This is a genomic window from Sediminibacterium sp. FW305-C-269, assembly GCF_058231045.1.
In genome coordinates, this window is record NZ_JBIQXQ010000003.1 from 578,899 (window position 1) to 605,845 (window position 26,947).

A 26,947-nucleotide genomic window follows, 5' to 3' on the forward strand; every position below is an offset into this window, starting at 1 on the left:
TAAGGTTCAAATGCGGCTGCTTTTGGTTTTATAATTAGGTTTGTAGCATGCATACATTTAAAGAACTGGTAGCCGGTTTTGGAGAGCGTTTTGCTATGCGGCATTTTCCGGAAACACCGGCAAGTCTGTACGAGCCTGGTGAATATTTTTTATCCTGGGGAGGAAAACGTATCCGCCCGGTCATGTGTTTGATGGGCAATGAGTTGTTCGCCGAGATCAGTAAAGATACCTGGCATGTGGCCACCGCTGTGGAATTGTTCCACAACTTTACCCTGATTCACGATGATATCATGGATGAAGCACCGCTGCGCAGGGGTATGGAAACCGTACATAGGAAGTATGGCGTGAACACTGCTTTGCTGACGGGTGATGTGATGATGATCCGCGCCTATGAGTACCTGAACCTGGTTAATCCGCAGTACCTGCCACGTATATTGGAACTGTTTAACCGTACCGCCAGGGAAGTGTGCGAAGGCCAGCAACTGGATATCGATTTTGAAAAAATGCCTGATGTGTTGCTGGATGCCTATATCCACATGATCAGTCTGAAGACTTCCGTATTACTCGCAGCTACACTGGAAATGGGTGCCATACTGGGCGGTGCCAGCGAAGGTAACTGCAGACATATCTATGAATTCGGAAAAAACCTGGGTATCGCTTTCCAGGTGCAGGACGATTACCTGGATGCTTTTGGTGATCCAGAGAAATTTGGTAAGGAAGTGGGCGGCGATATCCGCCAGAATAAAAAGACCTTCCTGCTCATCCATGCATTGGAAGTGGCCAATGCGGAGCAGAAAAAAACACTGGAAACGCTGATGCTGCAGAACCCGGCTGATAAGGTGGAAAAAGTGCTGGATATTTTCCGCCAGTGCGGTGTGGATGCCTGGGCAGTGCAACTGAAAGAAAAATACTTACAAACGGCATTGAAACACCTGGAAGATATAGCCGTCGTATCCAGCCGCAAAAAGCCGCTGGAAGAGCTGGCGTCTTTTTTAATTCAACGTGAGTACTGATGTGGGGTGACGGGGAGTAGTTAAAATGGTTAAAAGGGTTAAAATAGTTAAAGATGGAATATCGCCTGGAGCCATTTAACCCTTTTAACTATTTTAACCAGTTTAACCCCTTTTAACCCCTTTTAACCCTTCTATCCAGTTTAACCTCTATAACTTTTTCCTATCTTGATCACCCAAAACCAACTTCATGTCTGATTCTGTTTTCAGGAAAAAATCGATAGAAAAAATAGTGGCCGATTCTGCGGCCGGTTTGAGTGACGGTCACGGTGGTGGCGGTTTACGAAAAGTGTTGGGGGTGAAGGACCTTACTTTTATGGGTATTGCGGCGGTGATCGGTGCAGGCATATTCTCCACCATCGGTACGGCTGCTTATAATGGCGGTCCGGGTATCGTGTTCCTGTTCATGATCACGGCGGTTACCTGCGGCTTCAGTGCCCTTTGTTATGCAGAGTTCGCAAGCCGTGTACCGATCGCCGGAAGTGCGTATACCTATGCCTATGTTTCTTTTGGAGAGCTGGTGGCCTGGATCATTGGTTGGGCACTTATCCTGGAATATGCGATCGGCAATATCGTGGTTGCGATCAGCTGGAGTGGTTATTTCAACAACCTGCTGGAAGGGTTTCATATCGGACTTCCCGGATGGCTGGCCACCAATGCCGGCAATGCACAGGCAGGTTATGAGGAAGCCATGAAAGGGCTTGCTGCCGGCCAACCCCTGGAGTCGCTGAGCAAGAATGCCAAAATGGGATATGATGCCATCATGCATGCCCCTGTGATCGGTGGCTGGAAGATGATCCTCAACATACCGGCGCTGGTGATCGTGTTCCTGATCACCATACTGGCTTATATAGGTATTAAGGAAAGCAAGAAGAGCACCAACCTGATGGTGATCTTTAAGGTTTGTGTGATCATTTTTGTAATAGCCATCGGGTTCTTTTATGTGGATACCAAAAACTGGGATCCCTTTCTGCCCAATGGTTTTGGCGGGGTACTGGCGGGTGTTTCTGCCGTATTCTACGCCTATATCGGTTTCGATGCGATCTCTACCACTGCCGAAGAGTGTAAGAACCCGCAGCGCGACCTGCCACGGGGCATGATCTATTCACTGTTGATCTGTACCATCCTGTATATCCTGATCGCGTTGGTATTGACCGGTATGGTGCACTTCAGCGAACTGAAAGTGGATGATCCGCTGGCCTATGTGTTTGAAAAATTACACCTCAACAAGATCGGTTACCTGATATCAGTAAGTGCGGTGGTGGCTACTACCAGCGTTTTACTGGTGTTTCAGCTGGGCCAGCCGCGTATCTGGATGAGTATGAGTCGCGACGGGCTTTTGCCGAAAAAATTCGCCAAAGTCCATCCCAGGTTTCATACGCCATCTTTTGCAACGATCGTAACGGGATTTATGGTAGGGATCCCATCCCTGTTTGTATCAAGCAGTACGGTGACCGATCTGACCAGTATTGGAACCTTATTCGCATTTGTACTGGTCTGCTTTGGCGTGCTGGTGTTGCCTAAACTGACGGATACGAAACGTGCCGGCGCTTTCCGTTTGCCGTATATCAATGGCAAATACCTGATACCCCTGCTGGTGTTGCTGACGATCTTCCTGTTCCGCGACCGGATAGGTGATGCGCTTGCGAATATGGGATCGGAAAGTTACCAGGAAGTATTGTTCCTGGTATTCATACTGATTGCTGTGGTTACTGCTGTCAAGAGTTTCATCGGCAGTTATTCCGTGATCCCCGTGGTAGGCGCCTTGAGCTGTCTTTACCTGATGATCGAGATCCCCGCCATCAGCTGGTTATGGTTCTTTGCGTGGATGGGACTGGGACTGCTGATCTATTTCTTCTATGGAAGAAAGCAGAGCAAACTGGCAGCTTAGGAATATCGAATATTGAATCCCGCCTAGGCGGGAAATGATGAATGTTGAATGTGAATGTTGAATTGGTGGGAAGCGTGCCCATCATGGGTAGGGATACCGGTGGGCAAAACCACTTCTTCTTTGTAATTTCGCCGTATGAAATACCAGGTGGGTGATGAAATTATCGTACTGCTGAGCAATGAAGAGGGCAGGGTGGTAGAGATTATGAACGATCAGATGGTGATGATAGAAGTACGGGGCGTAAAGTTCCCGGCTTATATGGACCAGATCGATTTCCCTTATTTCAAACGGTTTACGGAGAAAAAACTCTTTGCTAAAAAGCCGGAGCCGAAAGTATATGTGGATCAGCTGCTCAAAGAAAAACCCCAGCCCAACCAGATCAAGCTGGCAGATGGCGTTTGGCTGTCATTTATTCCCAAATTCTCTCTTGATGATTTCAATGACGAAGTGGTTGACCTGCTCAAGATCCACCTGGTGAACAGGACCGATAGGGCCTATCATTTCGTGTATACGCAGCAGTTCCTGGGTGAGACCGATTTTGAACTTCGTGCCGATATTGCGGCTTTCCATGATTTTTACCTGCACGATATTTCTTTTGAGCGTGTGAACGACAGTCCTTCCTTTGCTTTTGATTTTTCGCTGATGAACCCGGATAAAAGGAAAGCGCCACATTATGAAACTTCTCTCAAGCTAAAACCCAAGCAGGTGTTCAAGCGTATTGAGGAAATGAAGGAGAACAACGAACCGACCCTCTCGTACCAGCTGTTCACCGAATATCCTGAAAAAACAGAAGAACCTTATTTTGAACTGGGTTCGCTGGCCGCCAAAGGATTCAAAGTGTATGAAGCTTCCAAAGCCCGCCAGCACATGGAACCGGCCCGTTCGGTGGTGGACCTGCATATTGAAAAGCTGACCCATAGCTGGGAAAATTTGAGTAACCTGGAGATACTGGGCATACAACTGAACGAGTTCCAGAAATGGTACGATCTGGCCATTGCCCATCACCAGCCATCCCTGATCGTGATCCATGGTGTGGGTACCGGTAAACTAAAGGATGAGATTCACGATATCCTGAAAACCAAGCGTGAAGTAAAAACCTTCATCAATCAATACGACCCCCGCTTCGGCTACGGAGCCACCGAGATCTTTTTCCAGTACTAAACCAGCATCCACTCATCCACTCATCCACTCATTCACTCATTGAAAAAGGTCGTACCTTTGTATTTGCTACAAACCCGAACCATCGTGGCGCTTCAGGCGCCAAGGAAAGTCCGGACAGCGCAGGGCAACCCACCGGTTAAGCGCCGGCTTTCTGCAGCAATGCAGGAACGAGAAAGTGCCACAGAAAATAACTACCACACTTCGGTGTGGAAAAGGTGAAAATGTGAGGTAAAAGCTCACGGTCTTCCGTGGTAACACGGAACACGGGTAAACCTTGGGTGCTGTAATGCCATGTATAGGATCGTTCGAGGGCGGCTCGTCCGAGTTCACGCTTCACGGCGCGGCGCGGTCCAGGGTAGGCAGCAAGATCACGGCAGTAATGCCGGGGCCAGATAAATGATGGTTTAGAAACAGAATCCGGCTTATGAGGTTTGTAGCTGTTTTAGCTACGAGCTGATAGCTGTGAGCTAAGAGCCAAACAAGCTCATAGCTCGCAGCTCATCGCTCATAGCTTTCCCTTACATTTGCACCTATGACACAGGAACAGATTAAGATTATGAGGGACCGCGTTTTGGTCCTGAGGAGGTTTCTTTGACGTCGAGAACCGCACATACAAAGTAGAAACTGACAGACAACTCTCGCTTTCGCCGGGTTTCTGGGATGATAATGCCCGGGCCACGGCCATCATGAAAGAGATCAAGGTAAATGAATACTGGTTAAAGCTGTACAAGCAGGTAGATACTGCTGTGGAGGATTTTGCCGTATTGTTTGATTTCTGGAAGGGAGGCGACGCAACGGAAGAAGAAGCCAGGGAGGCCTACGACCATGCCATACAGCAGATCGAAGACGCCGAATTCAAGAGTACCTTGAACAAACCGGAAGACGAATTGCCTGCTGTATTGCAGATCAACCCCGGGGCTGGTGGAACGGAAAGCCAGGACTGGGCCGAAATGCTGTTGCGGATGTACCGCATGTACGGCGAAAAGCAGGGATGGAAAGTGACAGAGATCGATTACCAGGAAGGGGATGGGGCCGGCATCAAAAGTGCCACCCTGCAGTTCGATGGGGATTTTGCCTATGGCTTTCTAAAAGCGGAAAGCGGGGTACACCGCCTGGTACGTATTTCGCCTTTCGATAGTAATGCAAGAAGGCATACCTCATTTGCATCAGTATACGTATATCCATTGATAGATGACAGCATAGAGATCAATGTGAACCCCAGTGATCTGGAATGGGCTTTTTACCGGAGTGGTGGCAGTGGCGGACAGAACGTGAATAAGGTAGAAACCGCCGTCCGGCTGAAACATATACCCAGTGGTTTCATTGTGGAATGTCAGCAGGCGCGTACACAGGGTGAGAACCGAGAACTGGCGTTGAAGATGCTGAAAAGCCGGTTGTATGAAGAGGAACTGCGCAAACGGCAGGAAGCCATGAATGCGACCAATGCCAATAAAAAGAAGATCGAGTGGGGCAGCCAGATACGCAGTTATGTTTTCCATCCTTACAAGATGATCAAGGACCACCGTACCGATTATGAAGTAGGTAATGTAGGTCCCGTGATGGATGGGGAACTGGATGGTTTTATCAAGGCTTATTTGATGATGGAGAAGGAAAGTAGTTAATGACGTATTGTGCTCTATTAAAACCTCTGCGGAAACTCCCTGTTCTCATGTTCTCTGCGGTGAATAACATCCCGAATAATAGCAACCGGCCTTTTTGTAAGGTTTTTTTACCGCAGCGAACATGAGGAGCAGCGTTTTCGCAGAGGGTCTCCAATTATATTAAGGGGTTAATAGGAGGACAACGTGTTAGTTAATAGTTCAATTGGAGATATGTTGTAGCTCTAACTATTAATTCCCCTTAGTCGTGATATATCTTACCAGACTGCGTTTGGCAATGGGTAAGAGGGTTTCTTCTATGGGTAAACTTAGTTCTGTTTCAACCACGTATACTGCCGGATTGGGCAGGTCGGAGCGGTTTCGGAGCAGTTCTGCTTTGATATTCTGGTAGGAGTTCACGATGTTGCGCTGCCACACATCTACGAACTCGGTTTTGATGCTCCTGTATTTTTCATCGTGTTTTTCAAAAATACTCAATCGGTACTGGTATACCCAGGTATTGCGGCACTGTCCCTCAGAAAGCATAAAATAGCCTTCGTTGTGATCAAGTGGCACCAGTCCCACAGGTTCGATATTGAGCCGGTTCTCAACAAAATCATAGATCTCTGAACCACTGGTAATGGTCCGTTTCATGGTGGAAGAAGCATAGTTGATGATGTCTTCCAGTTCCTGCATCAGTTCATCATCCTCTATCAGCGATTCGTATAATAATTGCAGTTTTTCGATCTGTATACCGGTAAGCCGTTTGGGAAACTGCTCCTGCAGGTATTTTTTGTTCTCTTTAAAAGCCACCAGGTTGTTGTAGTGAAAGATCAGGTCGGCAAACTGGGGATACAGTTTGTTCTCGCAGAAATAACGGTTGATCTCCTGCAGGTAAGCCAGTAATGTGTACTTCTTGAGCTCAAAATCAATGTACCCATCGGCAAACCAGGTCTGTGATAAGGTCTTCATATTGATCTTTTTAATCATTAATTTACTTTACTGACTTTAGAAAGTCCAATATTGTTTACTAACAGTATGTGAAAAACCCGGAGAGAATACCGGTGACCTATTTTTTAGGAGATATTTTAACGAATACCGTTATTTTTGATCATTCACCTGAATCCATTCATGCGTTTTCAAAAAAGACAACAGATTAATTGGTTTTACAAAATGCCTGTACTGGTATTGTACCTGTTGTTTTTTACGGTTCAGCTCTTTTTTAACCACGATCTTTCACAGAAAATATTCCCTTCCATTGAGCTGAACAGGGATGGTAAGAAGTTATCGGCTTCTTATGTAAAGCAAACTCCCGTTAAGGATCTGTTTAAGCAGAAAGTTCGCCTGAATAAGCGGTATGAGCCGTCAGTGCTTCCCCCCGTTCCAATTTTGGGTATGGCACTTACAGTATCCTATGCTCCGATATTGACACTGGGTATTGAATTATGCCAGTTTTATCCGGAAGTATTTCTTTCAGCCTGTTCACTCAGAGGCCCGCCGGTTGTAGTCTGATTTTAGGGCTAACAACTTTATTTCATCATTAACTTTTGTGTATGACAGCTTTCTATGCGAGAAAGCGTGTATGGGTATTGAGTACATGTATACTCCTGTTCTCTTATACGGGCATCGCTCAAAAAAAAATATCATTGGGAGAATTAGTGGAAGCCTCCCGTTTGCACCTTCCGGTATTGTTACAGAAACAGGCGCTGGTGAAAAGTGCCCAGGCTTCTGTAGCTGATGTCAAACAGTCTTTTTTACCGCAAGTAAAATTCAGCGAGCAACTGAACCTGGGTTCTGATAATTCCCTGGCAGGCAGTTTCTTCACGATGGGTATGACACCATCTACTTCTGCCGGTGTCAGGTCTGACAATACCCTGCAGGCTGCTACCGGTAATGTTGCGGTACTGTATGGTGAGTACGAACTGGTGAATTTTGGTTTGAACCGTTCCAAGGTGCGGTATGCCGAATCCATAACAGACTTACAGGTGGCTGACCAGCAGCGGGAAGAATTCCTGGTAGCCTGGCAGGTAGCCAAACTTTATTTCGCCATTCTGAAACAGCAATACCGGCTGGATGCTGACCGGCAGAATGTGCGTCGGTATGATAGCATTTTTACCGTGATAAGTGCACTGGCCAAAAGCGGGTTGAGAGCGGGGGCAGATTCTTCGCAGGCCAAAGCCGAACTGTCTAAAACCAGGATCACCTATAACCAAACAGCGGCACAGGTGGAACAACTTAGGGAACAGCTGCATTTTTATACGGGCATTCCTGTAACCGAACTGCAGGCAGATAGTTTTGCAAAACAGTTCCTGATCCATACGCCGTTACCTGTTGGTGTGACTGATTCCATAACAGCCAATCCGCTGCTGGGCTATTATATCAAACAGCGGAACCTGTTATTGTCGCGGGAGGATCTGATCCGTAAAAGTTACCTGCCCAGGATTCTGTTGTCGGGTAGCGCGTGGGGGCGAGGGTCAAGTATTCAGTACAACGATAAATTCACCCCTCTTTCCAATGGCCTGGGTTTTCAGCGATTCAATTATGCGGTTGGGGTAGCTTTTACCTATAATCTTTTCAATAGTATGTATCGCAAGTCAAAATTGACGATCAACCGTTTTGATACGGAAGCGAGTACCTATGCATTGGAACAGGAACAGGCTTTGTTACAATCAGCCAACCGGCAGACGGAAACCGTTCTGCATACACTGCAAGCCAATCTTGTTGAATACCCGGTTCAGTTGAAGTCAGCGCTTGATACCTACCATCAGAAACTGGCGCAATACCGGGCAGGGTTGATTTCACTGATCGATCTCACGAATGCTTCATTCGTGTTGTACCGTTCGCAAACGGATTATATAGAAGCTATCAGCGACTGGTACCTGGCGCAGTTGAATAAGGCCGCACTGAGCGGTGCCCTCAATCAATTCATTCAAACCCTAAACTAATCAATCATGGTGCGTAGCGCATTGAAAAGACCGATAACGGTATTGGTTCTTTTTACAGGGTTGTTGCTCTTTTCCTTCATGGCGATCCGGAAGATCCCTATTGATATTTTCCCGAAACTGAATCTGCCTACGATCTATGTGATAGAATCGTACGGGGGGATGTCGCCACAGCAAATGGAAGGTTTTTTTGCCACGCGTATGCAGGACCAGTTCCTATATGTGAATGGCATCAAAAACATGGAGAGCAAAAACATACAGGGACTGACCCTGATCAAACTCAGTTTTTATGAGAATACGGATATGGCCGAAGCTTCCGCACAGGTAGCACTACAGGTAAACCGGGCGTCCAAGTTCTTTCCTCCCGGTGCCTTACCGCCCCAGGTAATTCGGTTTGATGCATCGTCTTTACCCGTAGGGCAACTGGTGTTCAGCAGTTCTACCAAGTCGCTGAAAGAGATCTACGATATGGCGGTGACCCGGGTAAGGCCTATGTTCTCTACAGTAGCCGGTTTATCGGCACCGCCGCCTTTTGGTGCCAACTCAAGGTCGATTGTGGTGAGCGTGGATCCGGAAAAACTCAGACGGTATAATATCTCACCTGACCAGGTAGTGGAATCGATCACCCGGAACAATGCGATTACACCATCCGGCAACCTCCGTGTGGATAGCCTGATGTATGTGACCACATTGAATTCGCTGGAAGAGAAAGTGCAGCATTTTGAAGATATTCCCATCGCCACCAACGGGTCTGCCTCTGTTTTTATTCATGATGTGGCAACCGTGGCAGATGCGGCTGATATAACAGTCGATTATGCCCTGGTGAACGGCAAAAGATCTGTTTATATACCGGTGGTAAAAACCGCAGATGCATCCACCTGGGATGTGGTGCAATCCCTGAAATCCAGGATCCCGGAGATGCAGAGCCTGCTGCCGGAGGAGGTAAAAGTGAGTTATGCATTCGATCAGTCCGTATTCGTGATGAATGCTGTGAAAAGCCTGATGATCGAAGGCGTGCTTGGGGCTTTGTTGACAGGTCTGATGGTGTTGTTGTTCTTACGTGATTGGCGCAGTAGCCTGGTGGTAGTGATCACCATACCGGTTGCGGTGATTGGTTGTGTGTTGTTCCTACACCTGTTCGGGCAGACCATCAACATCATGACACTGAGTGGACTGGCGCTGGCCATTGGTGTGCTGGTGGATCAGGCAACGGTAACAATCGAGAACATACACCAGCATCTTGAAATGGGCAAAACCAAGCGGCAGGCGATACTGGAAGCCTGTGAAGAAATTTCTTTTCCGCTCCTGCTGATCCTGCTTTGTATACTGGCCGTATTTGCACCATCCTTTGTCATGACGGGTGTACCGGGTGCTATGTTCCTGCCATTGTCTTTGTCGATCGGTTTCGCCATGATCATCTCATTTGTGGCTGCCCAAACGCTTGTTCCGGTTATTTCGAACTGGTTACTGAAAGAGGAGATGTTCCATTACCATCATAACCAGGGACATGCGCATGCAGGGCTGGCTTTGGACCCGCAGGAAGTAAAAGAAGTAACCTTACATACTGAGGAAGACAGAAAACATCCGGATGAGAATGGTTTTTTTCAACGCATCAAAATGCAGTTGGCCAACCTGCTGGAAAAATGGATGGCCAGACGAAAGCTGATAGTGGTGAGTTACCTGATCATATCAATGATAGCGGCAGGGGCCTGTTTTCTGCTGATCGGGAAAGACCTGCTGCCCAGGACCAATAACGGACAGCTCCAGATTCGTATCAAACAACCTGATGGAACCAGGCTGGAGAATACGGAGAGGGTTGTGAAAGGTATCCTGACGTTGATCGATAGTTCGGTGCATGGTAATCTGGCTGTGAGTTCAGCATATGTTGGGTTGATCCCCAGCAGTTATGGATCGAGTAACCTGTACATCTTTAATAGCGGTACGCATGAAGCGATCGTACAGGTAAATCTTTCGGCAGATTATCATGAAAACCTGGATGAGCTCAAAGACAGACTCAGAAATAATATCGCCAGGACTTATCCCCAGACCAGGATCTCCTTTGAACCCATTGAACTTACCGAGAAGATCATGGCACAGGGTGCGGCCACACCTATTGAAATAAGGGTGGCAGGTAAAGATTTCGGTGAAATTAAAAGTTATACGGAACGGCTGCGGGATAGCTTGCAAAAGATTCCTTATCTACGGGATGTACAGATTGCACAGCCATTGCATTTTCCTACAGTGAAAATTACCCTCGACAGGTTCCGTTTGGCACAGATGGGACTGAACCTGTCCGAAGTGGCAAAAAGTATCACTGATGCTACTTCATCCAGCAGGTTTACCGAAAAGATCCAATGGCTGGATACCAAAGTTGCGTATACCTACCAGGTACAGGTGCAAGTGCCTGAATACCTCATGAATTCATTGGAGCAGTTGGGATCCATTCCGCTGGTGAAAGGAAAAATGAGACCGATTTTGTCGGATGTATCGCAGATGCAGGTGGATACGGTTCCGGGCGAATACGACAGGGCAGGTCCCAGGCGATTCCTGACCATCAGTGCCAACCTGCATAAAAAAGACCTGGGTACGGCCACTTCAGAAGTGCAGAAAGTGATACGGTCGTTGGGAGAGCCGCCTCGCGGATTGATGGCAGATATGAAGGGGATGTCGTCATTGCTGACAGAGACCTTGGGCTCTTTGCAAACCGGATTGTTGGTGGCCATCGTAGTGATATTGCTGTTATTGGCTGCTAATTACCAGTCGTTCGGGGTATCTCTGGCTGTACTTTCTACGGTTCCGGCTGTATTGTTGGGTGCGTTGCTGTTGTTACTCGCCACCGGTTCTACGCTCAACCTGCAATCTTATATGGGCATCATCATGAGTACCGGTGTGTCGGTTGCTAATGCCATCCTGATCGTGACCAATGCGGAAAGCTTACGGATGGAATACAGGAATCCCTATAAAGCTGCCATCATTGCCGCCAGTATTCGTTTACGCCCCATCTTGATGACCAGCCTGGCAATGATCGCCGGCATGTTGCCCATGGCCAGTGGTCTGGGTGAAGCGGGAGATCAGTCGGCACCTTTGGGTCGCGCGGTAATTGGTGGATTGATTGCTTCCACATTTGCCGCTCTGTTTATTGTGCCGTTGGTGTATGGGTGGATCAGGCAAAACGCTTCCTATCAGTCAGTATCCTTATTACCAGAAGATGTTCATCATTAAATCAATCAACATGAAATATTATATCAGCGTTTTTTTTGTGTGTGTCCTGCTGGGTTGTACACAGAAAAAAAAGGAAACGACAGATACTTCCGTAGGAAAGACAGCTGTCATGGATTATGCAAAAATTGCCATAGAAACGGGTGGTGTAGCTTCAGTGATCAAACTGCCGGCACAACTTGCCGCCTGGCAGGAAGTGAGTGTGTTCCCCAAAGTGAATGGTTATGTTAAAACCGTGACCGTTGATGTAGGCTCCATCGTCCGCAAAGGACAGCTCCTGATGACGCTGGAAGCACCCGAGCTGGAACAGGCAGTGATACAGGCCAGGGAAAGATATGCAAGAAGCAAAGCCGATTACGCCATAGACAGGGAACATTATCAACGACTACTGGATGCCGCCAAAACGGCCGGAGCGGTTTCCGTACTGGATATCTCCACTTATAAAGCAAGGGTTGAAGCGGATAGTGCCATGTGTAATGCAGAACATGCCAACTGGAAGATGCAGCAGACCATGCTGGACTATGTAAAAGTAACTGCACCATTCGATGGGGTGGTTACGGAGCGGAATGTACATCCCGGAGCGTTGGTAAGTACCACGGCCAAGGACAAACCGATGCTGGAACTGAAACAGGTAGACCATCTTCGATTACAGCTTGATGTGCCGGAAACGGTTGCAGCCAATATCAGGAACAGGGATACGGTTTCCTTTTATGTCAGCGCGTTGCAAGGTGTAAAGCTGAATGGATTTATCAGCAGAAGGTCAAACAATGTAAACGCTCAATACCGCAGTGAAAGAATGGAGATAGATGTGAACAACCCCAAAGGACAACTGTCGCCAGGCATGTATGCAGATGTGGTACTGTATTCCAAGGGAAATCTATCGGCTTTATGGGTTCCCAGATCTGCGGTGGTAAGTTCAACGGAAAGGAAATATGTACTGCTTGCCAGGAAGGGAAAAATTTCGAAAGTGGATATCAGTACCGGTAACCAGGCGGCCGATAAAACTGAAATATATGGTAATTTAAAAGCGGGGGATTCAGTTCTGTTAAAGGCCAACGAAGAGATCAAAGAAACCCATTGATCCAGTGTTTTGATCAGGTGTCCCGTTGTGCCAGGGTCGATTCGACAATCGGCAACGGGATATTTGATCAAATCCATTGGTTTTCTGTTAACTTGTCTTGAGATTTATCAAGCAGCAAATAATTTTATGAAAGAAGATATTATCATACAGATCAGTAACCGTCTTCGCGATCTGCGAAAGGAAAAGAACATCACTTTACAAGAACTGGCAGAAGCCGCCGGGGTTTCCAAAGGTATGCTGAGCCAGGTAGAGAATAGCCGGGCCATTCCTTCTTTGCCCGTATTGCTGAACCTGATCAGTTCCCTGCACGTTGATTTTAACGACTTCTTCAAAGATATCAACCTGCTTACCCCGGATAGCAAAGTGATCTTCCGGAAAAAGAGCGAATACCTGCCTTTTGAGAAAGAAAATGCGGATGGTTTTTTTTACCAGCGTCTTTTTTCTACTACGGTACACGATTATCATGTGGATTTTGTATTGTTACGCCTGGCCAAAAATGCCCAGCGTGCGCCGGTTAGTACCGATGCCTTTGAATTCAAGTACCTGATCAGTGGAAATGTCCGTTACCAGATCGGAGAGGAGTTGTTTGATATGGAAGCGGGAGACTCCCTTTTTTTTGATGCAACAGAAACACATAACCCAACCAATACCGGTGAGGGAGATGCATTGTTGCTGGTAGTGTACCTGTTTAAAGAAAGGGTGATCTGATAAGGAACTGGTTAACAAATTCTTTACAAAAGTTTAATATTAGTAGATAAATACAGTCAAATTCTTTCAAAAGTTTAACCTGACTTTACTTTTACTTAACATTAACAACATCTTCCCTTAACACTGTCCGGATAGTTTTGCCTTCATCAAACAACTAAAACCTTGTTTATGAAGTTGAAACACATCCATTACCTGAAACGGGTATTGCCAGTTTTGGTTATCCTGTTTCTTTCCGGCATGCTGCATGCCCAGACCTTCCAGGTGAAAGGGAAGGTGACCGATGCGGTTACCAATAAACCGATCGAAGGGGCCAGCGTCCAAGTAAAAAATGTAAAAGCCAGTACCAGTACTGATGCTGAAGGACAATTTACCATCAATGCATCAAAAAATGCCCAGTTACAGATCAGTTCTGTAGGTTTCCAGACCAAACAGGTAACTGTAACAGGAGAAGTGTTGTCTATCAGCCTCGAAGCTTCTGTGAAGCAACTCGATGAAGTGGTGATCACTGCATTGGGTATTAAAAAAGAAAAGAAGCTGGTAAGTTATGCTACCCAGGAAATCAAGGGTGCAGATCTGATCAAAGCCAGAGAACCCAACCCCATTAACTCACTGGTGGGTAAGGTTGCCGGTCTGTCTGTAGGCGCTTCTGCAGAATTGCTGGGACGTCCGCAGGTATTGCTGCGTGGCTCCAATATAGACCTCTATGTGATCGATGGTATTCCTATTAACTCTGATACCTGGAACGTTTCTCCGGATGATATCGAAAACATTACCGTACTGAAAGGACCTGTGGCATCTGCTTTATATGGATATCGTGGTCAGCGTGGTGCCATTATCATTACTACCAAAAAAGGTTCCAAAGACAAACGCGGTTATGCGATCGAGTTCAACAGCAGTACCATGTTTGATAAAGGATTTATTGCCCTGCCCAGAACACAGGATCTGTATGGTCCCGGCGACCATGGTAAATATGCATTTGTAGATGGTAAAGGCGGTGGTTTGAATGATGGCGACTACGATATCTGGGGCCCCAAATTTGAAGGACAGCTGATCCCGCAATATGATAGTCCCATAGATCCTGTTACCGGTGTACGCAAAGGTACTCCCTGGGTTGCCAGGGGTAAAGATAACCTGAAGCGTTATATCCAAACGGGTTTGCTTACTACTAACAACCTGTCAGTTTCCTCCAGCAATGACAAATATGATATTCGCTTTTCTCTGTCGCATTCTTACCAGAAAGGTATCGTGCCCAACACGCAGCTGAATATCACCAACTTCAACATCAATACCGGTTATCGTTTCAACGATAAGCTGAAACTGGATGCACAGTTGAATTATAACCGTCAGTATACACCCAATTTCCCGGATGTGAACTATGGTCCCAACAGTATCATCTATAATATGACCCTCTGGGGCGGTGCCGACTGGAATGTGGATGATATGCGTAATTACTGGCAGCCGGGTAAAGAAGGTGTACAGAGCATTTATGCAGAGTACCAGCGTTACCATAATCCTTATTTTATGGCATACGAGTGGCTGCGCGGACATTATAAAACCGATGTGTACGGATACGTTTCTTTAACACAAAAGATCGGAAATAACACGGAACTGGTAGCCAGAACCGCTGTGACTACTTATGATGTTCTGCGTACAGAAAAAATGCCTTTCTCTGCTCACCCTTATGGAAGAGAGGAAGGACGTGGTGATTACCGTGAAGATAAACGTAACCTGTTTGAGAACAATACTGAGCTGATGGCCAAGTACAATAACCGATTTGGACAGATCAGTGTAAACGGTTTTGTGGGTGGTAACGTGCGTAACTTTTCTTATAAGTCCAGTTTTGTTACTACCGATTACCTGAACGTACCGGGTGTCTATTCTTTTGCCAACAGCCGTAACCCTGTAAGGGCGTACAATTTTGCAAGCGATATGCGTGTGATGAGTGCATATTACTCATTTGATGTGGCTTTGAGCAAATATTTTAACCTGAACACAACCGGCAGGGTCGATAAACTGTCAACCCTGAACGAATCTTATTTCTATCCTTCTGTTTCAGGTAATACCATTCTTTCTGATTATCTGGTGATGCCCAAAGCCATTTCTTTCCTGAAAGCCCGCGCATCGTATGCGAATGTGAAAAGTGGTGGATCCAGTGTAACCTCTTATATCGGTGCAACGCCTAATGCGAGTTATCCGCTGGGTTATGGTGCAGAATACACTTCTTCGTATGATGGACCTACCTATGCCCTGGCTACTCCGTACAACACGGCTCTCGGGTATAATAACCAGCCATATGCTACCTATCCCAATAACCTGATCGATCCATCTATCAGTCCTGACAGCCGTACCACGCTGGAACTGGGTCTGGATATCAAGTTTCTGAAAAACCGTCTAGGCCTGGATATCGCCTATTATACCAATATAGACGGTCCGCAGATCTATAACAAACCTCTGTCACAGACCACCGGATACAATTCCTTCATCACGAATGCGGTGAAGAACAAAACAACCGGTATTGAAATTTCCATCAGTGGACAGGCTATCAAGAGCAAGGATTTCTCCTGGGATGTGTTGCTGAACCTGAGTAAATACCGCAGAACACTGGCCGAATTGCCAGCAGGGGTAGATGTATTGAATACTTTTTATGCAAAAGGCGACAGGCTGGATAAAATATACGGAAGAGGTTTTGTAAGAACGCCCGATGGACAACTGATCAATGATGCGGGTGGACGCCCTATTGTGAATTCAGTGAACCAATTCCTGGGTTATGCGGATCCGGACCTGGTATGGGGACTGAATAACCGTTTCTCTTATAAAAATGTAACCTTCTCTTTCCAGTTTGATGGCCGTATTGGCGGTGTTATGGAAGATTATGTACGGAAACAATCATTCCGTGGCGGACGCCATATCGAAACTACAGAAGGCGCTATGGGTGAAGCCCGTTACCAGGATTATATGGGTGTGAAATCCTATGTGGGTGAAGGTGTGGTAGTGTCTAATGGGGTAGCTATCAAATATGATCCTACCACAGGCGCAGTAACCAATTACGGTGATCTCAAGTACTCACCTAATACTACCAAAACCTTTTTACAGGATTATATCAGCCGTTATTACAATACTTCAGAGGGAAACATGATCAGCAAAACCTACCTGAAGCTGCGTGAAGTGGTTCTGACATACAATATTCCTTCGGATGTTTTTGGCAAAAAGGGATTCTTCAAATCAGCTACGGTTTCAGTGGTAGGACGTAACCTGCTTTATATCATGAAAGACGGTAATCGTTACAAAGATGTGGATATTGATCAGTATGCCGGCGGACAAACATCCTCCAGCCTGCAAACGCCTACTACCCGTCGTTATGGTTTCAACTTAAACTTAACCTTCTGATCCATTCAAATAAAAACAGTATGAAAAAGATATTAATCTGTTCATTAATGGCGGCTGCTGCTTTTACTACCGGCTGTACCAAGAAATTTGATGAACTGAAGATCGATACCAACCGGCCAGAGAGTGTGCCGCCATCACTTGTACTGAGTGGTGTTGAGAATGATTTTACCCAGGGCGCCTGGACACAGGCACATCGCTGGAACCAGTTCAGTAACTGTAATTACAATTATTATGGTAATCAGGAATATAACTGGACCAATGTTTCTTTTAATCCCTATAATACGCTGAAAAATATCGGAAAAATGGAGCAGGAAGCAGCCAAGATTGCTGCTGCACAGAATCCGTATTCAGCATTGGGTAAATTTTTCCGCGCATTCTTTTATTATGATCTTACCATGCGTGTTGGTGATCTGCCGATGAATGAGGCGGTAAAAGGCCTGGAAATGAGCACGCCCAAATACAATACACAAAAGGAAGTGTTCACACAGGTATTGAAATGGCTGGAAGAGGCCAACACAGATATGGCCGCACTGATAACTGCTGGCGACAGAACCCTGGCTGGTGATTATTACTATAACAACGATCTGAAAAAATGGCAAAAAGCGATCAATGTTTTTAAATTACGTGTGCTGATCGCTCTAAGTAAAAAAGAGGCCGATACGGACCTGGCCATCAAGCAAAAGTTTGCGGCAACCCTGGCTGATGCCACAAAGTATCCTTTATTTACTTCTATGGCTGATAACCTGCAGTATGTGTATAACAGTACGTTTAACAAGTATCCTACCAGTCCGGATAATTTTGGTTTCGATGCTACCCGTTACAATACCAGCGCTACATACCTGAATAACCTGGTAGCGTTGCAGGACCCCCGTACATTCGTTACTGCTGAACCTGCAGCCAAAAGAGTGGCCGGTGGGGCAGCACCTAATTCATTCGGCGCATTTCTGGGTGCCAGCAGCGGTGAGGACCTGGCAGATATGAGTTCAAAAGCAAACAATGGAGAGTATTCTTTTATCAACCGTAAACGTTATTACAGCACTTACACGGCAGAACCTAATATACAGATCGGGTACCCTGAAATGTGCTTCAATATTGCAGAAGCCATTAACCGTGGTTGGATAACCGGTGACGCAGAAAGCTGGTATAAGAAAGGACTTACGGCTTCCATTGCCTTTTACGGTATCGTAAACGGAAACAATACCGTGTATTTTCAAAAACCAGGCGGTACATTGAACGATTACAACACGTACGTGATCAATTACGATGAAAATACCTATTACAACCAGGCAACGGTGAAATATGCGGGTAATACGGCTGCAGGTCTCAACCAGATTCTGCTACAGAAATACCTGTCTTTTTTCCAGAACAGTGGTTGGGAAGCTTATTATAACTGGAGAAGGACGGGTGTGCCTACTTTCCTTATAGGTCCAGGTACAGGAAACAGTCAGCGTATCGCCAAACGTTTCCTGTATCCCACATCAGAAAACGCTACCAATAAAACCAACCTGCAGGAAGCGCTGCAAAGGCAGTTTACGGGAGGTGTTGATGATATCAATGCAGATATGTGGGTCATCAAGTAATAATTGAATTAGCATAGGTGCAGTTTTCAAAAGCGGAGCCCTCCGGGGCTTCGCTTACCTTATTCATGAATATAGCCGTAAAACTGAGGTCTTGATGAATGGTGTTTGTATATTGGCCCGATGAAACCACTCTTTATGCATTATATGAAACTGTTGTCTCTTTCTCTGTTGCCCCTGTTCGCTGCAGGACAGCATCATCCTGCTCAGGGAAAAGATACTTCCGGTTCCCTGGAGCCGGTTGTGGTTACGGCAACGCGTAAATTGACAGACGGATACCTGTTACCTTATTCGTATATTGTTATTGACTCGCAAACGATCCATCAATCAGGTGCCAGAACCACGCCGGAACAGTTGATGGGTGCCACAGGTGTGTTTGTGCAAAAGACCAATCATGGCGGCGGCTCGGCATTTGTAAGAGGACTTACCGGGAACCAGGCATTGATCATGCTCGATGGTATCCGGTTCAACAATGCCACTTTCCGTTATGGCCCCAATCAATACCTCAATACCATCGACCTGTATACGATAGATAAAATAGAAGTGGTTAAGGGCGCCGGCTCCGTGCAATATGGATCTGATGCATTGGGTGGGGTGATACAGTTGTTCAGTCGAGACCTGTCTTTCGGAAAAAGATCCTTTCATGCTAAAACCTTTGCCAAAATGGTTTCTGCTGACATGGAATATACGGGCAGGGGAGAACTTTCTTACCAGTCGAACGGGTTTGCTTTTTCTGCCGGTTATACCCAGCGCAAATTTGGTGACCTTATGGGAGGTGACACCACCGGTCGACAAACGCCTTCCGGATACACAGAGCGGGCTTTTGATGCGAAAATGAAGTTTCGCCTGGGTGACAATACTTTTTTGTCATTTTCTCACCAGTACGTGCACCAGGAAGAAGTACCCCTGTATCATCGTGTTAAACTGGAGAACTATGCGTACTACTTTTTTGCACCGCAACAGCGTTCCCTGACTTATCTGAAACTCGAAACCAAAACAAACCATCGCTGGATGGATCGGATACAACTGATCCTTTCGGCACAACAAAGTTACGAACGCAGGAACTACCTGCGAAACGGAAGCAATAACCGTTTTTCTGAGGAAGACAAAGTGCGCACACTCGGTGCCAGCTTTGATATCGCGTCTGTATGGAGTAAACGATGGTATAGTAATAGTGGAATTGAATATTATCGTGATGCAGTGAATAGTGTTAAATTTCAGGAGGCTCTTTCAGGTACTGCTGTACAAACCTTGCGTGGCCTGTATCCTGATGGTGCCAGTAACCAGAGTTTTTCACTATACAGCCTGCATCATGTTCAGGCAGGACGTTTTTCCGCAGAAGGTGGTGTGCGTTATAATACACTGGCTATTCATATAACCGATACCAGTAAAACACCGGGCAGTCTGGGTAAAGTAACCATACAGCCCTCTTCGCTGGTGGTGAATATAGCGTTGGGTTATCAGCTCAATACAACTTCCCGTTTATATACCGCATTCAGTACCGGTTATCGTGCACCCAATATTGATGACCTGGGTAGTTTGGGATTGGTTGACTTTCGTTATGAAGTTCCTGCTTACGGGTTACAACCTGAGAAAAGTTATCATACGGAAATCGGATACAGGTTTAAGAACAGGCGAATGTCTGCATCAGCAGCTGTTTTCTATATGCATCTTACCGATCTGATCACACGTGTGCAGGTTCCGGGTCAACAAGTGAACGGGTACAATTTGTACACCAAACAGAACAGCCAGCAATCTTACCTGAAAGGAGCTGAATTGGAATTCAGGTATCAGTTACTGTCTGAACTTACCTGCGAAATAGGGGGTACTTATCTGTTCGGTCAGAATCTGTCGGCCAATGAACCTATGCGTCGTATCCCGCCAGCAAATGGAAGGGTTGTTTTGCGTTACCAACACCTGCAATGGTATATAGCGGTTGAAAACCTGGCTGCAGGTGCACAAACAAGACTTGCGCAGGGTGATAAAGACGATAACAGGATCCCTGCTGGAGGAACCCCGGGATGGAACCTGGTGAATATGCAGGCAGGTTATTCTGTAAAACAGTTGCGGATACAGGCCGGCTTGCAAAATATCGGGAATGTTGATTACCGTACCCACGGAAGTGGCATTAACGGTGCGGGTAGAAATATCTGGCTCTCTTTACAATTTATGTTATAAATCTGAACTATGACAATACCTGATCAAAAAATCGATACGGTGGTTGATGAAGTGATTTCACTCTATGAAAAGTTTGGTGGGGAGGATTATATCGGTGAACCCGTTTCCCAGATAGAGCATATGTGCCAGTGCGCGCAATTGGCAGAAAAGGAAGGGTGTGACACGGAAGTGATCCTGGCCGCATTCTTTCATGATATCGGTCATTTGTGCGAGCATATCACCGAAGTGGAACTCATGGATGGTTATGGTGTGGTGGATCATGAAAAACTGGGAGCGGATTACCTGCGCAAAAAAGGCTTTTCTGAAAGGATCGCCAAACTGGTAGCTTCTCATGTGGCGGCCAAAAGATACCTGACCCGACGTTATCCTGATTATTATGAACAATTATCACCCGCAAGTAAAGAAACCCTTGCGTTCCAGGGGGGTATGATGACGGAAGAAGAAGCGGGGATTTTTGAATCCGACCCGCTGGCAGAATGGTACATCCGGCTGCGTAGATGGGACGAACAGGCCAAACAGGAGCATATCCCGCTGCCATCTCTTACACATTACCGCGTATTGATGCAGCAACATTTAGCCGAACAAAGAAAAATAACTGAAAACAGATGAAAACAGCATTAGTTGTATTTGATATTGCAGGAACCACCGTGTCTGATAACGGCAATGTAAACCAGGCGTTCCGCGATGCGCTGGCAGAAGAAAATATACAGGTGGCAATTGAAGAAGTTAATACCCTGATGGGGTACAGGAAGATAGACGCAATTAAGCGGATGGTGGTAAAACATGCACCAGCGCTAACTGGTTCTCGGCAGGAAGAGCTGGTCAATGCTATTCATGACAGGTTTAACAGCATGATGGTGGAATTTTACCGGAATGATACAAACCTTGCACCCCTTCCTTTCGCAGAAGAACTGTTTGCGATGTTGCAGGAGAAAGGCATCAAAGTGGCTTTGAATACTGGTTTTACCCGTGTAATTACAGATGCCATCCTGCAAAAACTGGGATGGGATAAGACTGCTTCTATCAATGCGGTGATCTGCAGTGATGAGGTTCCGGAAGGCAGACCACATCCGTATATGATCCGGTCTGTTATGCAACAGCTCCATATTACGGATGCTGCAGAAGTGGTAAAAGTGGGTGATACGGAAGTAGATGTGAATGAGGGAAGAAATGCCGGCTGTGGTTGGGTGGTATCTGTTACCACGGGTGCCTACACACGTGAACAGCTTTCTGCCTACCACCCCGATGCGATCATTGATTCATTGCAGGAATTACCTGCACTAATCCTGTAAAACATGGTTCGGTTTACTGGAAAAATATTTGCTGCTGGGAAAAAAGATACCCTGGTGGCATTGTATGCAGCATTGGTAACGTTTCTTACGTATGCTACTGTATATGCATTCCGCAAACCATTTACTGTTGGTGGCTTTGAACAGGAGCCCATGGTTTTAGGCATTCATTACAAAGATGCACTGGTGATCAGCCAGGTGTTGGGTTATATGATGAGTAAATTTTACGGAATCCGTTTCATTTCAGAGCTGAAAAAAATGGGCAGGGGAAAGGTCATACTGTTACTGGTGGCTGTTTCCTGGCTGGCTTTGTTGTTGTTTGCCTGGGTACCTGCTCCCTGGAATGTTGGATTGCTATTTGTCAACGGTTTCCCGCTGGGAATGATCTGGGGTGTCATCTTTTCTTATGTGGAAGGAAGAAAAGCCACCGATTTCATAGGAGCGGCATTGGCAGTAAGTTTTATTTTTTCTTCCGGTTTCGTAAAATCGGTGGCCAAGAGTCTGCTGATCGACTTCTCTATAACGGACCAGTGGCTGCCTTTTGCTACCGGACTGGTATTCCTCATTCCGCTCTTGCTGTTCGTTTTTCTGCTGGAGCGTATCCCACCACCCTCAACGTCGGATATTCAGGTAAGGGTTTCCCGCGAACCCATGAACCGGGTTGAAAGAAAACAGTTCTTCAGTAAGTTTAATACAGGTATTATATTACTCATACTGATCTACGTGTTCCTGACCCTTTTCCGGGATATCCGCGATAACTATGCCGCTGATATGTGGAAAGAATTGGGTTATGGAAGTCAGCCTTCTGTTTTTACAGCAACTGAAATACCCATCACTATTGCCGTACTGGCCCTGATCAGCAGTATGATGCTGATCAGGAATAACAGAAAGGCTTTTGTTGTGACACACTGGATCATTGTGGCCGGATTCCTGGTGGCAGGGGTCAGTTCCCTGTTATTTGTATCGGGTGTATTATCCCCTTTTGCTTGGATGACATGGGTAGGGATGGGGTTATATATGGGGTATATCCCTTTTAACTGTATCCTGTTCGACAGGATGATTGCGACTTTCCGTCAAACAGGTAATGTGGGTTTTCTGATGTACCTGGCCGATTCTTTTGGTTACCTGGCCAGTGTAGCAGTCATCATTTCTAAAACCATTTTTAATCCCAGTTTGTCCTGGACAACTGTTTATAGTAATGGCGTTATCCTACTCTCTGTTGCTGGTATTGCCGCTACTGTTTTTGCCTTGGGTTATTTTAATAAAAAATATGCTCTCTTATTTAATTAAACAACTATGAAACAGCCATCAGCGATCGTGATCGGAGCTGGTATTGTGGGATTGGCCACAGCCAGGGCGCTTGCCGCACAGGGGTATGGTGTAACCGTGATCGAAAGAACAGAAAAAGCAGTAGGGGCGTCTATCCGAAATTTCGGGATGGTATGGCCTATTGGGCAACCCGATGGGAAATTATACAACCGTGCTATGCGCAGCCGGCAGATATGGAAGGAGATCGCAGACAGTATAGGTCTTTGGTACGAAGAAGCCGGTAGTCTGCATGTAGCCACCGAATCAGATGAATGGCAGGTATTGCAGGAATTACATCACCATTTCTCCGGTAATGGAAGAAATACGCAATTGTTATCGCCAGACCAGATCAGTCAAAATTTTTCCGGCATACAGACACAGACATTGCTGGGCGGTTTGTACAGCGATACCGAACTGATTGTAGACCCCCGCGAAGCTATCTCGTCCATACCCACTTACCTGGAAGAATATTTAGGGGTAACTTTTCTCTGGCAAAAGCAGGTGAACCGGGTTGAAGCCGGTAAGGTATACCTTGGGCAGCAGGTACAGCAGGCAGACCTTATATGCATTTGCAGCGGTGCTGATTTTGAGACCCTCTATCCTGAACTGTTTGCAAAGACAGAGATCACAAAGTGTAAACTGCAAATGTTGCGTTATCTATCTGATCATGCGAACCAGCGTATCGGTACTTCGGTATGTGGAGGTTTGTCTCTGATACATTATCATAGTTTTCAGTCAGCGCCATCTTTGCCTGCGCTGAAAAAAAGATATGAAACAGACATGACCGAATACCTGAAATGGGGTATCCATGTCATGGTTTCACAAAACAGAGGAGGAGAACTGACCGTTGGTGATTCACACGAGTATGGACACACGCTGGATCCATTTGACCGGGCAGAAGTGAACCGGTTGATTATGGACTACCTGGAACGTTTTATGATTACCAACGACTGGAAACTGGTGCAGTCATGGAATGGTATCTATCCTAAAATGACAAATGGACAAACAGAAGTATTGCTGAATCCCGAGCCGGGAGTATATATCCTGAATGGTTTGGGTGGAGCAGGTATGACACTTTCTTTTGGATTGGCGGAAGAGTTTGCTGCCAGTCTCTGATTATTTGGTTATTTTATTATTTTATAATTCGTATATGAAAAAAATAAGTTTCGTTCTGATGCTTTGTTGTGTGGCAGTTCTCCGTATGCATGCACAAAGTCTTGCTTCCCTTGAAGCAAAGCGTATCGGTCTTCCCAATGGCTGGAGCCTGACGCCGGTAGGCAAATCATTGCCGTTGGGTGATCTGCCGTTGAATATAGCCGTTTCTCCTTCTCAGAAATTATTGGCAGTTACCAATAACGGCCAAAGTAAACACAGTTTGCAATTGATTGATGTGGTTACTGAAAAAGTATTGGACCATCTGGAATTGCCCAAAGCCTGGGTGGGACTGGAATTCAGTTCGGATAACCGGTTCCTGTACGTATCTGGTGGCAATGATAACCGTATCTGGAAATATGCAGTCAGTAACCGGAAACTTTTGCTGGCAGACAGCATGCTGTTAGGTAAACCCTGGCCTGAAAAGATTTCGCCTACCGGGCTGACCATTGATCACAGCAAACAGATCATGTATGTGGTTACCAAAGACAATAACCGTTTGTACGTGATTGACCTGGTTACCAAGAAGATCAAAAAAGAACTGGCATTGCCTGGTGAAGCTTATACCTGCCGCCTCTCGCCTGATAAAAAAGAGTTGTACATTTCTTGCTGGGGCTGCTCCAGGATATTGGTATATGGCATAACGGAGCATGCGATCCTGTCGGAAGTTGCAGTGGGCAGTAATCCGAACGATTTTTGCATTACCGCGAACGGACGCTGGTTGTATGTGGCCAATGCCAACGATAACTCCGTATCGGTGATCGATACCAAACAACGTAAAGTTGTGGAAACACTCAATACGGCCCTGTATCCCGATGCACCTGCGGGTTCCACTACCAATGGCGTGGCCCTGAGCAGTGATGAAAAAACGCTCTACATCGCCAATGCCGATAATAACTGCCTGGCGGTATATGATGTGAGTCAGAAAGGAAGTAGTGTATCGAAAGGATATATTCCTGTTGGCTGGTACCCGACCGCAGTAAAGACCATCGGCTCGAAAATATATGTGACAAATGGAAAGGGTTTTACCTCGAAAGCCAATCCGTTTGGTCCTAATCCCATCAGTAAGAAGATTCAGCTTGGATTTCAGAAAGGAGATACTTCCAAACCCAAGGAAGTGCAATACATCGGTGGCCTGTTTAAAGGAACCCTGAGCATATTGCCAGTTCCTTCGGCCAGCCAGTTGAGCGTGTATTCGCAGGCGGTTTACCGGAATTCACCTTACAGTAAAACCAGGGAACAGGTGTCGCATGATGCGATCGGCAACCCCATCCCACGGAAAGTGGGAGATTCTTCTCCTATTAAATATGTTTTTTACATCATCAAGGAAAACCGAACCTATGACCAGGTCTTGGGCGATATGCCCGAAGGCAACGGGGATAGTTCGCTTTGTTTGTTCGGGAGAAAAATAACTCCTAACCAGCATGCATTGGCCAAAGAGTTTGTATTACTGGATAATTTCTATGTTGACGGAGAAGTCAGCGCCGATGGCCATAACTGGAGCATGGGCGCTTATGCTACGGATTACCTGGAAAAAACCTGGGTAACCAGTTATGGTGGTCGCGGGGGTAATTATGATGCAGAAGGTAACCGCGCCATCGCCAACAACAAGAACGGTTTCATCTGGGATCACTGTAAACGGGCCGGCGTAAGTTATCGGACCTATGGTGAGTTCGCCGATGATTACAAACCCAATATCCCGGTGTTACAGGATCATTTTTGTCCGTATTACACCAGTTGGGATGAGAGCGTACGGGATACCACCCGGGTAGGTCAATGGAAACGGGATTTTGATTCATTACTTGCCAACAATGCCCTGCCAAGGTTAAGCACACTACGTCTGATCAACGATCATACCGAGGGACTGCGGTTGGGAAAACCCACTCCTTTTGCCCATGTGGCAGATAACGACCTGTCGGTAGGAATGTTCGTGGAATACCTGAGCAAAAGCCCTATCTGGAAAGAAAGTGTGGTATTCATCCTGGAGGATGATGCACAGGATGGCCCTGATCATGTAGATGCACACAGGAGTACGGCCTATGTGGCAGGCGGAATGGTAAAAAGGGGATTTGTGGATCATACCATGTATTCCACATCTTCGATGCTTCGCACGATTGAACTGATACTGGGTATTCCACCTATGAGCCAGTACGATGCGGCAGCCACACCCATGTGGCGCTGTTTCACCAATGAAGTGAATCTGACACCATTTACAGCAAGACCAGCAGGAGTGGACCTGAATGAAAAAAATACAGGTATGAATGAATGGCAGCGGAAAAGCGAAGCTTTTGATTTTTCAAAAGAAGACCGTATTCCGGACCGTGCATTCACAGAAGTGATCTGGAAAGCGGTAAAAGGATTGGATGCGGTTGTACCTGCACCTAAAAGAGCCGCTTTTGTAAAACTGAATACAAAAGACAGGGATGGAAAGTAAACTGAAAACTGT

18 protein-coding genes and 1 other RNA gene are annotated in these 26,947 nt (G+C 46.3%); 18 read left to right on the top strand and 1 reads right to left on the bottom strand.

Annotated features, from left to right (window positions below; all coding sequences use genetic code 11):
- Positions 1 to 47: 47 nt before the first annotated feature.
- The 5 genes from ACH3Y6_RS12490 to prfB all read left to right on the top strand — a co-directional run bounded on the left by ACH3Y6_RS12490 (position 48) and on the right by prfB (position 5,684).
- Entirely contained in the window at positions 48 to 1,013 is a 966-nt protein-coding gene (locus tag ACH3Y6_RS12490) for a polyprenyl synthetase family protein (protein WP_490835949.1), read from the top strand.
- Positions 1,014 to 1,200: 187 nt separating this feature from the next.
- A complete protein-coding gene (locus tag ACH3Y6_RS12495) occupies positions 1,201 to 2,901 on the top strand; it encodes an amino acid permease (RefSeq protein WP_490835950.1) in 1,701 nt (566 codons plus the stop codon).
- Positions 2,902 to 3,036: 135 nt separating this feature from the next.
- On the top strand, positions 3,037 to 4,062 hold the full coding sequence (locus ACH3Y6_RS12500) for a Smr/MutS family protein (RefSeq protein ID WP_490835951.1): 1,026 nt from the start codon (positions 3,037 to 3,039) through the stop codon (positions 4,060 to 4,062).
- 66 nt (positions 4,063 to 4,128) lie between these two features.
- Positions 4,129 to 4,503: RNase P RNA component class A (gene rnpB, locus ACH3Y6_RS12505), an RNA gene on the top strand.
- 91 nt (positions 4,504 to 4,594) lie between these two features.
- A protein-coding gene (gene prfB / locus ACH3Y6_RS12510) for a peptide chain release factor 2 (RefSeq protein ID WP_490835952.1) occupies positions 4,595 to 5,684 on the top strand; the annotation gives its coding sequence in 2 pieces (ribosomal slippage) (positions 4,595 to 4,654 and positions 4,656 to 5,684; 1,089 coding nt in all).
- A gap of 228 nt (positions 5,685 to 5,912) precedes the next feature.
- Here the strand turns inward: prfB and ACH3Y6_RS12515 are convergent.
- Positions 5,913 to 6,650, bottom strand: a complete 738-nt coding sequence (locus ACH3Y6_RS12515) for a hypothetical protein (RefSeq protein ID WP_490835953.1) — start codon at positions 6,648 to 6,650, stop codon at positions 5,913 to 5,915.
- Between the two features lie 183 nt (positions 6,651 to 6,833).
- Here ACH3Y6_RS12515 and ACH3Y6_RS12520 point away from each other — a divergent pair, with 183 nt between their 5' ends.
- The 13 genes from ACH3Y6_RS12520 (at position 6,834) to ACH3Y6_RS12580 (ending at position 26,935) form a co-directional block, all read left to right on the top strand.
- Positions 6,834 to 7,172, top strand: coding sequence for a hypothetical protein (locus ACH3Y6_RS12520; RefSeq protein WP_490835954.1), 339 nt, complete (start codon positions 6,834 to 6,836; stop codon positions 7,170 to 7,172).
- 41 nt (positions 7,173 to 7,213) lie between these two features.
- A complete protein-coding gene (locus ACH3Y6_RS12525) occupies positions 7,214 to 8,605 on the top strand; it encodes a TolC family protein (protein ID WP_490835955.1) in 1,392 nt (463 codons plus the stop codon).
- 21 nt (positions 8,606 to 8,626) lie between these two features.
- The gene (locus ACH3Y6_RS12530) at positions 8,627 to 11,824 is read left to right on the top strand and encodes an efflux RND transporter permease subunit (protein WP_490835956.1); all 3,198 of its coding nucleotides are present in this window, start codon (positions 8,627 to 8,629) and stop codon (positions 11,822 to 11,824) included.
- A 10-nt stretch (positions 11,825 to 11,834) separates the two neighbouring features.
- Entirely contained in the window at positions 11,835 to 12,902 is a 1,068-nt protein-coding gene (locus tag ACH3Y6_RS12535) for an efflux RND transporter periplasmic adaptor subunit (protein ID WP_490835957.1), read from the top strand.
- A 126-nt stretch (positions 12,903 to 13,028) separates the two neighbouring features.
- On the top strand, positions 13,029 to 13,610 hold the full coding sequence (locus tag ACH3Y6_RS12540) for a helix-turn-helix domain-containing protein (protein WP_490835958.1): 582 nt from the start codon (positions 13,029 to 13,031) through the stop codon (positions 13,608 to 13,610).
- Positions 13,611 to 13,778: 168 nt separating this feature from the next.
- Entirely contained in the window at positions 13,779 to 16,997 is a 3,219-nt protein-coding gene (locus tag ACH3Y6_RS12545; RefSeq protein WP_490835959.1) for a SusC/RagA family TonB-linked outer membrane protein, read from the top strand.
- 20 nt (positions 16,998 to 17,017) lie between these two features.
- Positions 17,018 to 18,577, top strand: a complete 1,560-nt coding sequence (locus ACH3Y6_RS12550; RefSeq protein ID WP_490835960.1) for a SusD/RagB family nutrient-binding outer membrane lipoprotein — start codon at positions 17,018 to 17,020, stop codon at positions 18,575 to 18,577.
- 135 nt (positions 18,578 to 18,712) lie between these two features.
- Complete coding sequence (locus ACH3Y6_RS12555; protein WP_490835961.1) at positions 18,713 to 20,752, top strand: TonB-dependent receptor plug domain-containing protein; 2,040 nt, start codon at positions 18,713 to 18,715, stop codon at positions 20,750 to 20,752.
- Between the two features lie 9 nt (positions 20,753 to 20,761).
- A complete protein-coding gene (locus ACH3Y6_RS12560; RefSeq protein ID WP_490835962.1) occupies positions 20,762 to 21,361 on the top strand; it encodes a phosphonate degradation HD-domain oxygenase in 600 nt (199 codons plus the stop codon).
- The gene (locus ACH3Y6_RS12565; RefSeq protein WP_490835963.1) at positions 21,358 to 22,044 is read left to right on the top strand and encodes an HAD family hydrolase; all 687 of its coding nucleotides are present in this window, start codon (positions 21,358 to 21,360) and stop codon (positions 22,042 to 22,044) included. The genes ACH3Y6_RS12560 and ACH3Y6_RS12565 overlap by 4 nt, the downstream gene beginning before the upstream one ends.
- A gap of 3 nt (positions 22,045 to 22,047) precedes the next feature.
- A complete protein-coding gene (locus tag ACH3Y6_RS12570; protein WP_490835964.1) occupies positions 22,048 to 23,331 on the top strand; it encodes a DUF5690 family protein in 1,284 nt (427 codons plus the stop codon).
- 6 nt (positions 23,332 to 23,337) lie between these two features.
- Positions 23,338 to 24,465 carry a TIGR03364 family FAD-dependent oxidoreductase gene (locus ACH3Y6_RS12575; protein ID WP_490835965.1) on the top strand — a complete coding sequence of 376 codons (1,128 nt, stop codon included), beginning with the start codon at positions 23,338 to 23,340 and terminating at the stop codon, positions 24,463 to 24,465.
- Positions 24,466 to 24,499: 34 nt separating this feature from the next.
- Entirely contained in the window at positions 24,500 to 26,935 is a 2,436-nt protein-coding gene (locus tag ACH3Y6_RS12580) for a beta-propeller fold lactonase family protein (protein ID WP_490835966.1), read from the top strand.
- The last annotated feature ends 12 nt before the right edge of the window (positions 26,936 to 26,947 follow it).

What these genes read in the sequence shown, in the direction of transcription:
- ACH3Y6_RS12570 (WP_490835964.1), top strand. Translation starts at nt 22,048, where the DNA reads ATGGTTCGGTTTACTGGAAAAATATTTGCTGCTGGGAAAAAAGATACC.
- ACH3Y6_RS12520 (WP_490835954.1), top strand. Translation starts at nt 6,834, where the DNA reads ATGCCTGTACTGGTATTGTACCTGTTGTTTTTTACGGTTCAGCTCTTT.
- ACH3Y6_RS12540 (WP_490835958.1), top strand. Translation starts at nt 13,029, where the DNA reads ATGAAAGAAGATATTATCATACAGATCAGTAACCGTCTTCGCGATCTG.
- ACH3Y6_RS12580 (WP_490835966.1), top strand. Translation starts at nt 24,500, where the DNA reads ATGAAAAAAATAAGTTTCGTTCTGATGCTTTGTTGTGTGGCAGTTCTC.
- ACH3Y6_RS12495 (WP_490835950.1), top strand. Translation starts at nt 1,201, where the DNA reads ATGTCTGATTCTGTTTTCAGGAAAAAATCGATAGAAAAAATAGTGGCC.
- ACH3Y6_RS12545 (WP_490835959.1), top strand. Translation starts at nt 13,779, where the DNA reads ATGAAGTTGAAACACATCCATTACCTGAAACGGGTATTGCCAGTTTTG.
- ACH3Y6_RS12515 (WP_490835953.1), bottom strand. Translation starts at nt 6,650, where the DNA reads ATGATTAAAAAGATCAATATGAAGACCTTATCACAGACCTGGTTTGCC.
- ACH3Y6_RS12525 (WP_490835955.1), top strand. Translation starts at nt 7,214, where the DNA reads ATGACAGCTTTCTATGCGAGAAAGCGTGTATGGGTATTGAGTACATGT.
- ACH3Y6_RS12575 (WP_490835965.1), top strand. Translation starts at nt 23,338, where the DNA reads ATGAAACAGCCATCAGCGATCGTGATCGGAGCTGGTATTGTGGGATTG.
- ACH3Y6_RS12490 (WP_490835949.1), top strand. Translation starts at nt 48, where the DNA reads ATGCATACATTTAAAGAACTGGTAGCCGGTTTTGGAGAGCGTTTTGCT.
- ACH3Y6_RS12500 (WP_490835951.1), top strand. Translation starts at nt 3,037, where the DNA reads ATGAAATACCAGGTGGGTGATGAAATTATCGTACTGCTGAGCAATGAA.
- ACH3Y6_RS12535 (WP_490835957.1), top strand. Translation starts at nt 11,835, where the DNA reads ATGAAATATTATATCAGCGTTTTTTTTGTGTGTGTCCTGCTGGGTTGT.
- ACH3Y6_RS12560 (WP_490835962.1), top strand. Translation starts at nt 20,762, where the DNA reads ATGACAATACCTGATCAAAAAATCGATACGGTGGTTGATGAAGTGATT.
- ACH3Y6_RS12565 (WP_490835963.1), top strand. Translation starts at nt 21,358, where the DNA reads ATGAAAACAGCATTAGTTGTATTTGATATTGCAGGAACCACCGTGTCT.
- ACH3Y6_RS12550 (WP_490835960.1), top strand. Translation starts at nt 17,018, where the DNA reads ATGAAAAAGATATTAATCTGTTCATTAATGGCGGCTGCTGCTTTTACT.
- ACH3Y6_RS12555 (WP_490835961.1), top strand. Translation starts at nt 18,713, where the DNA reads ATGCATTATATGAAACTGTTGTCTCTTTCTCTGTTGCCCCTGTTCGCT.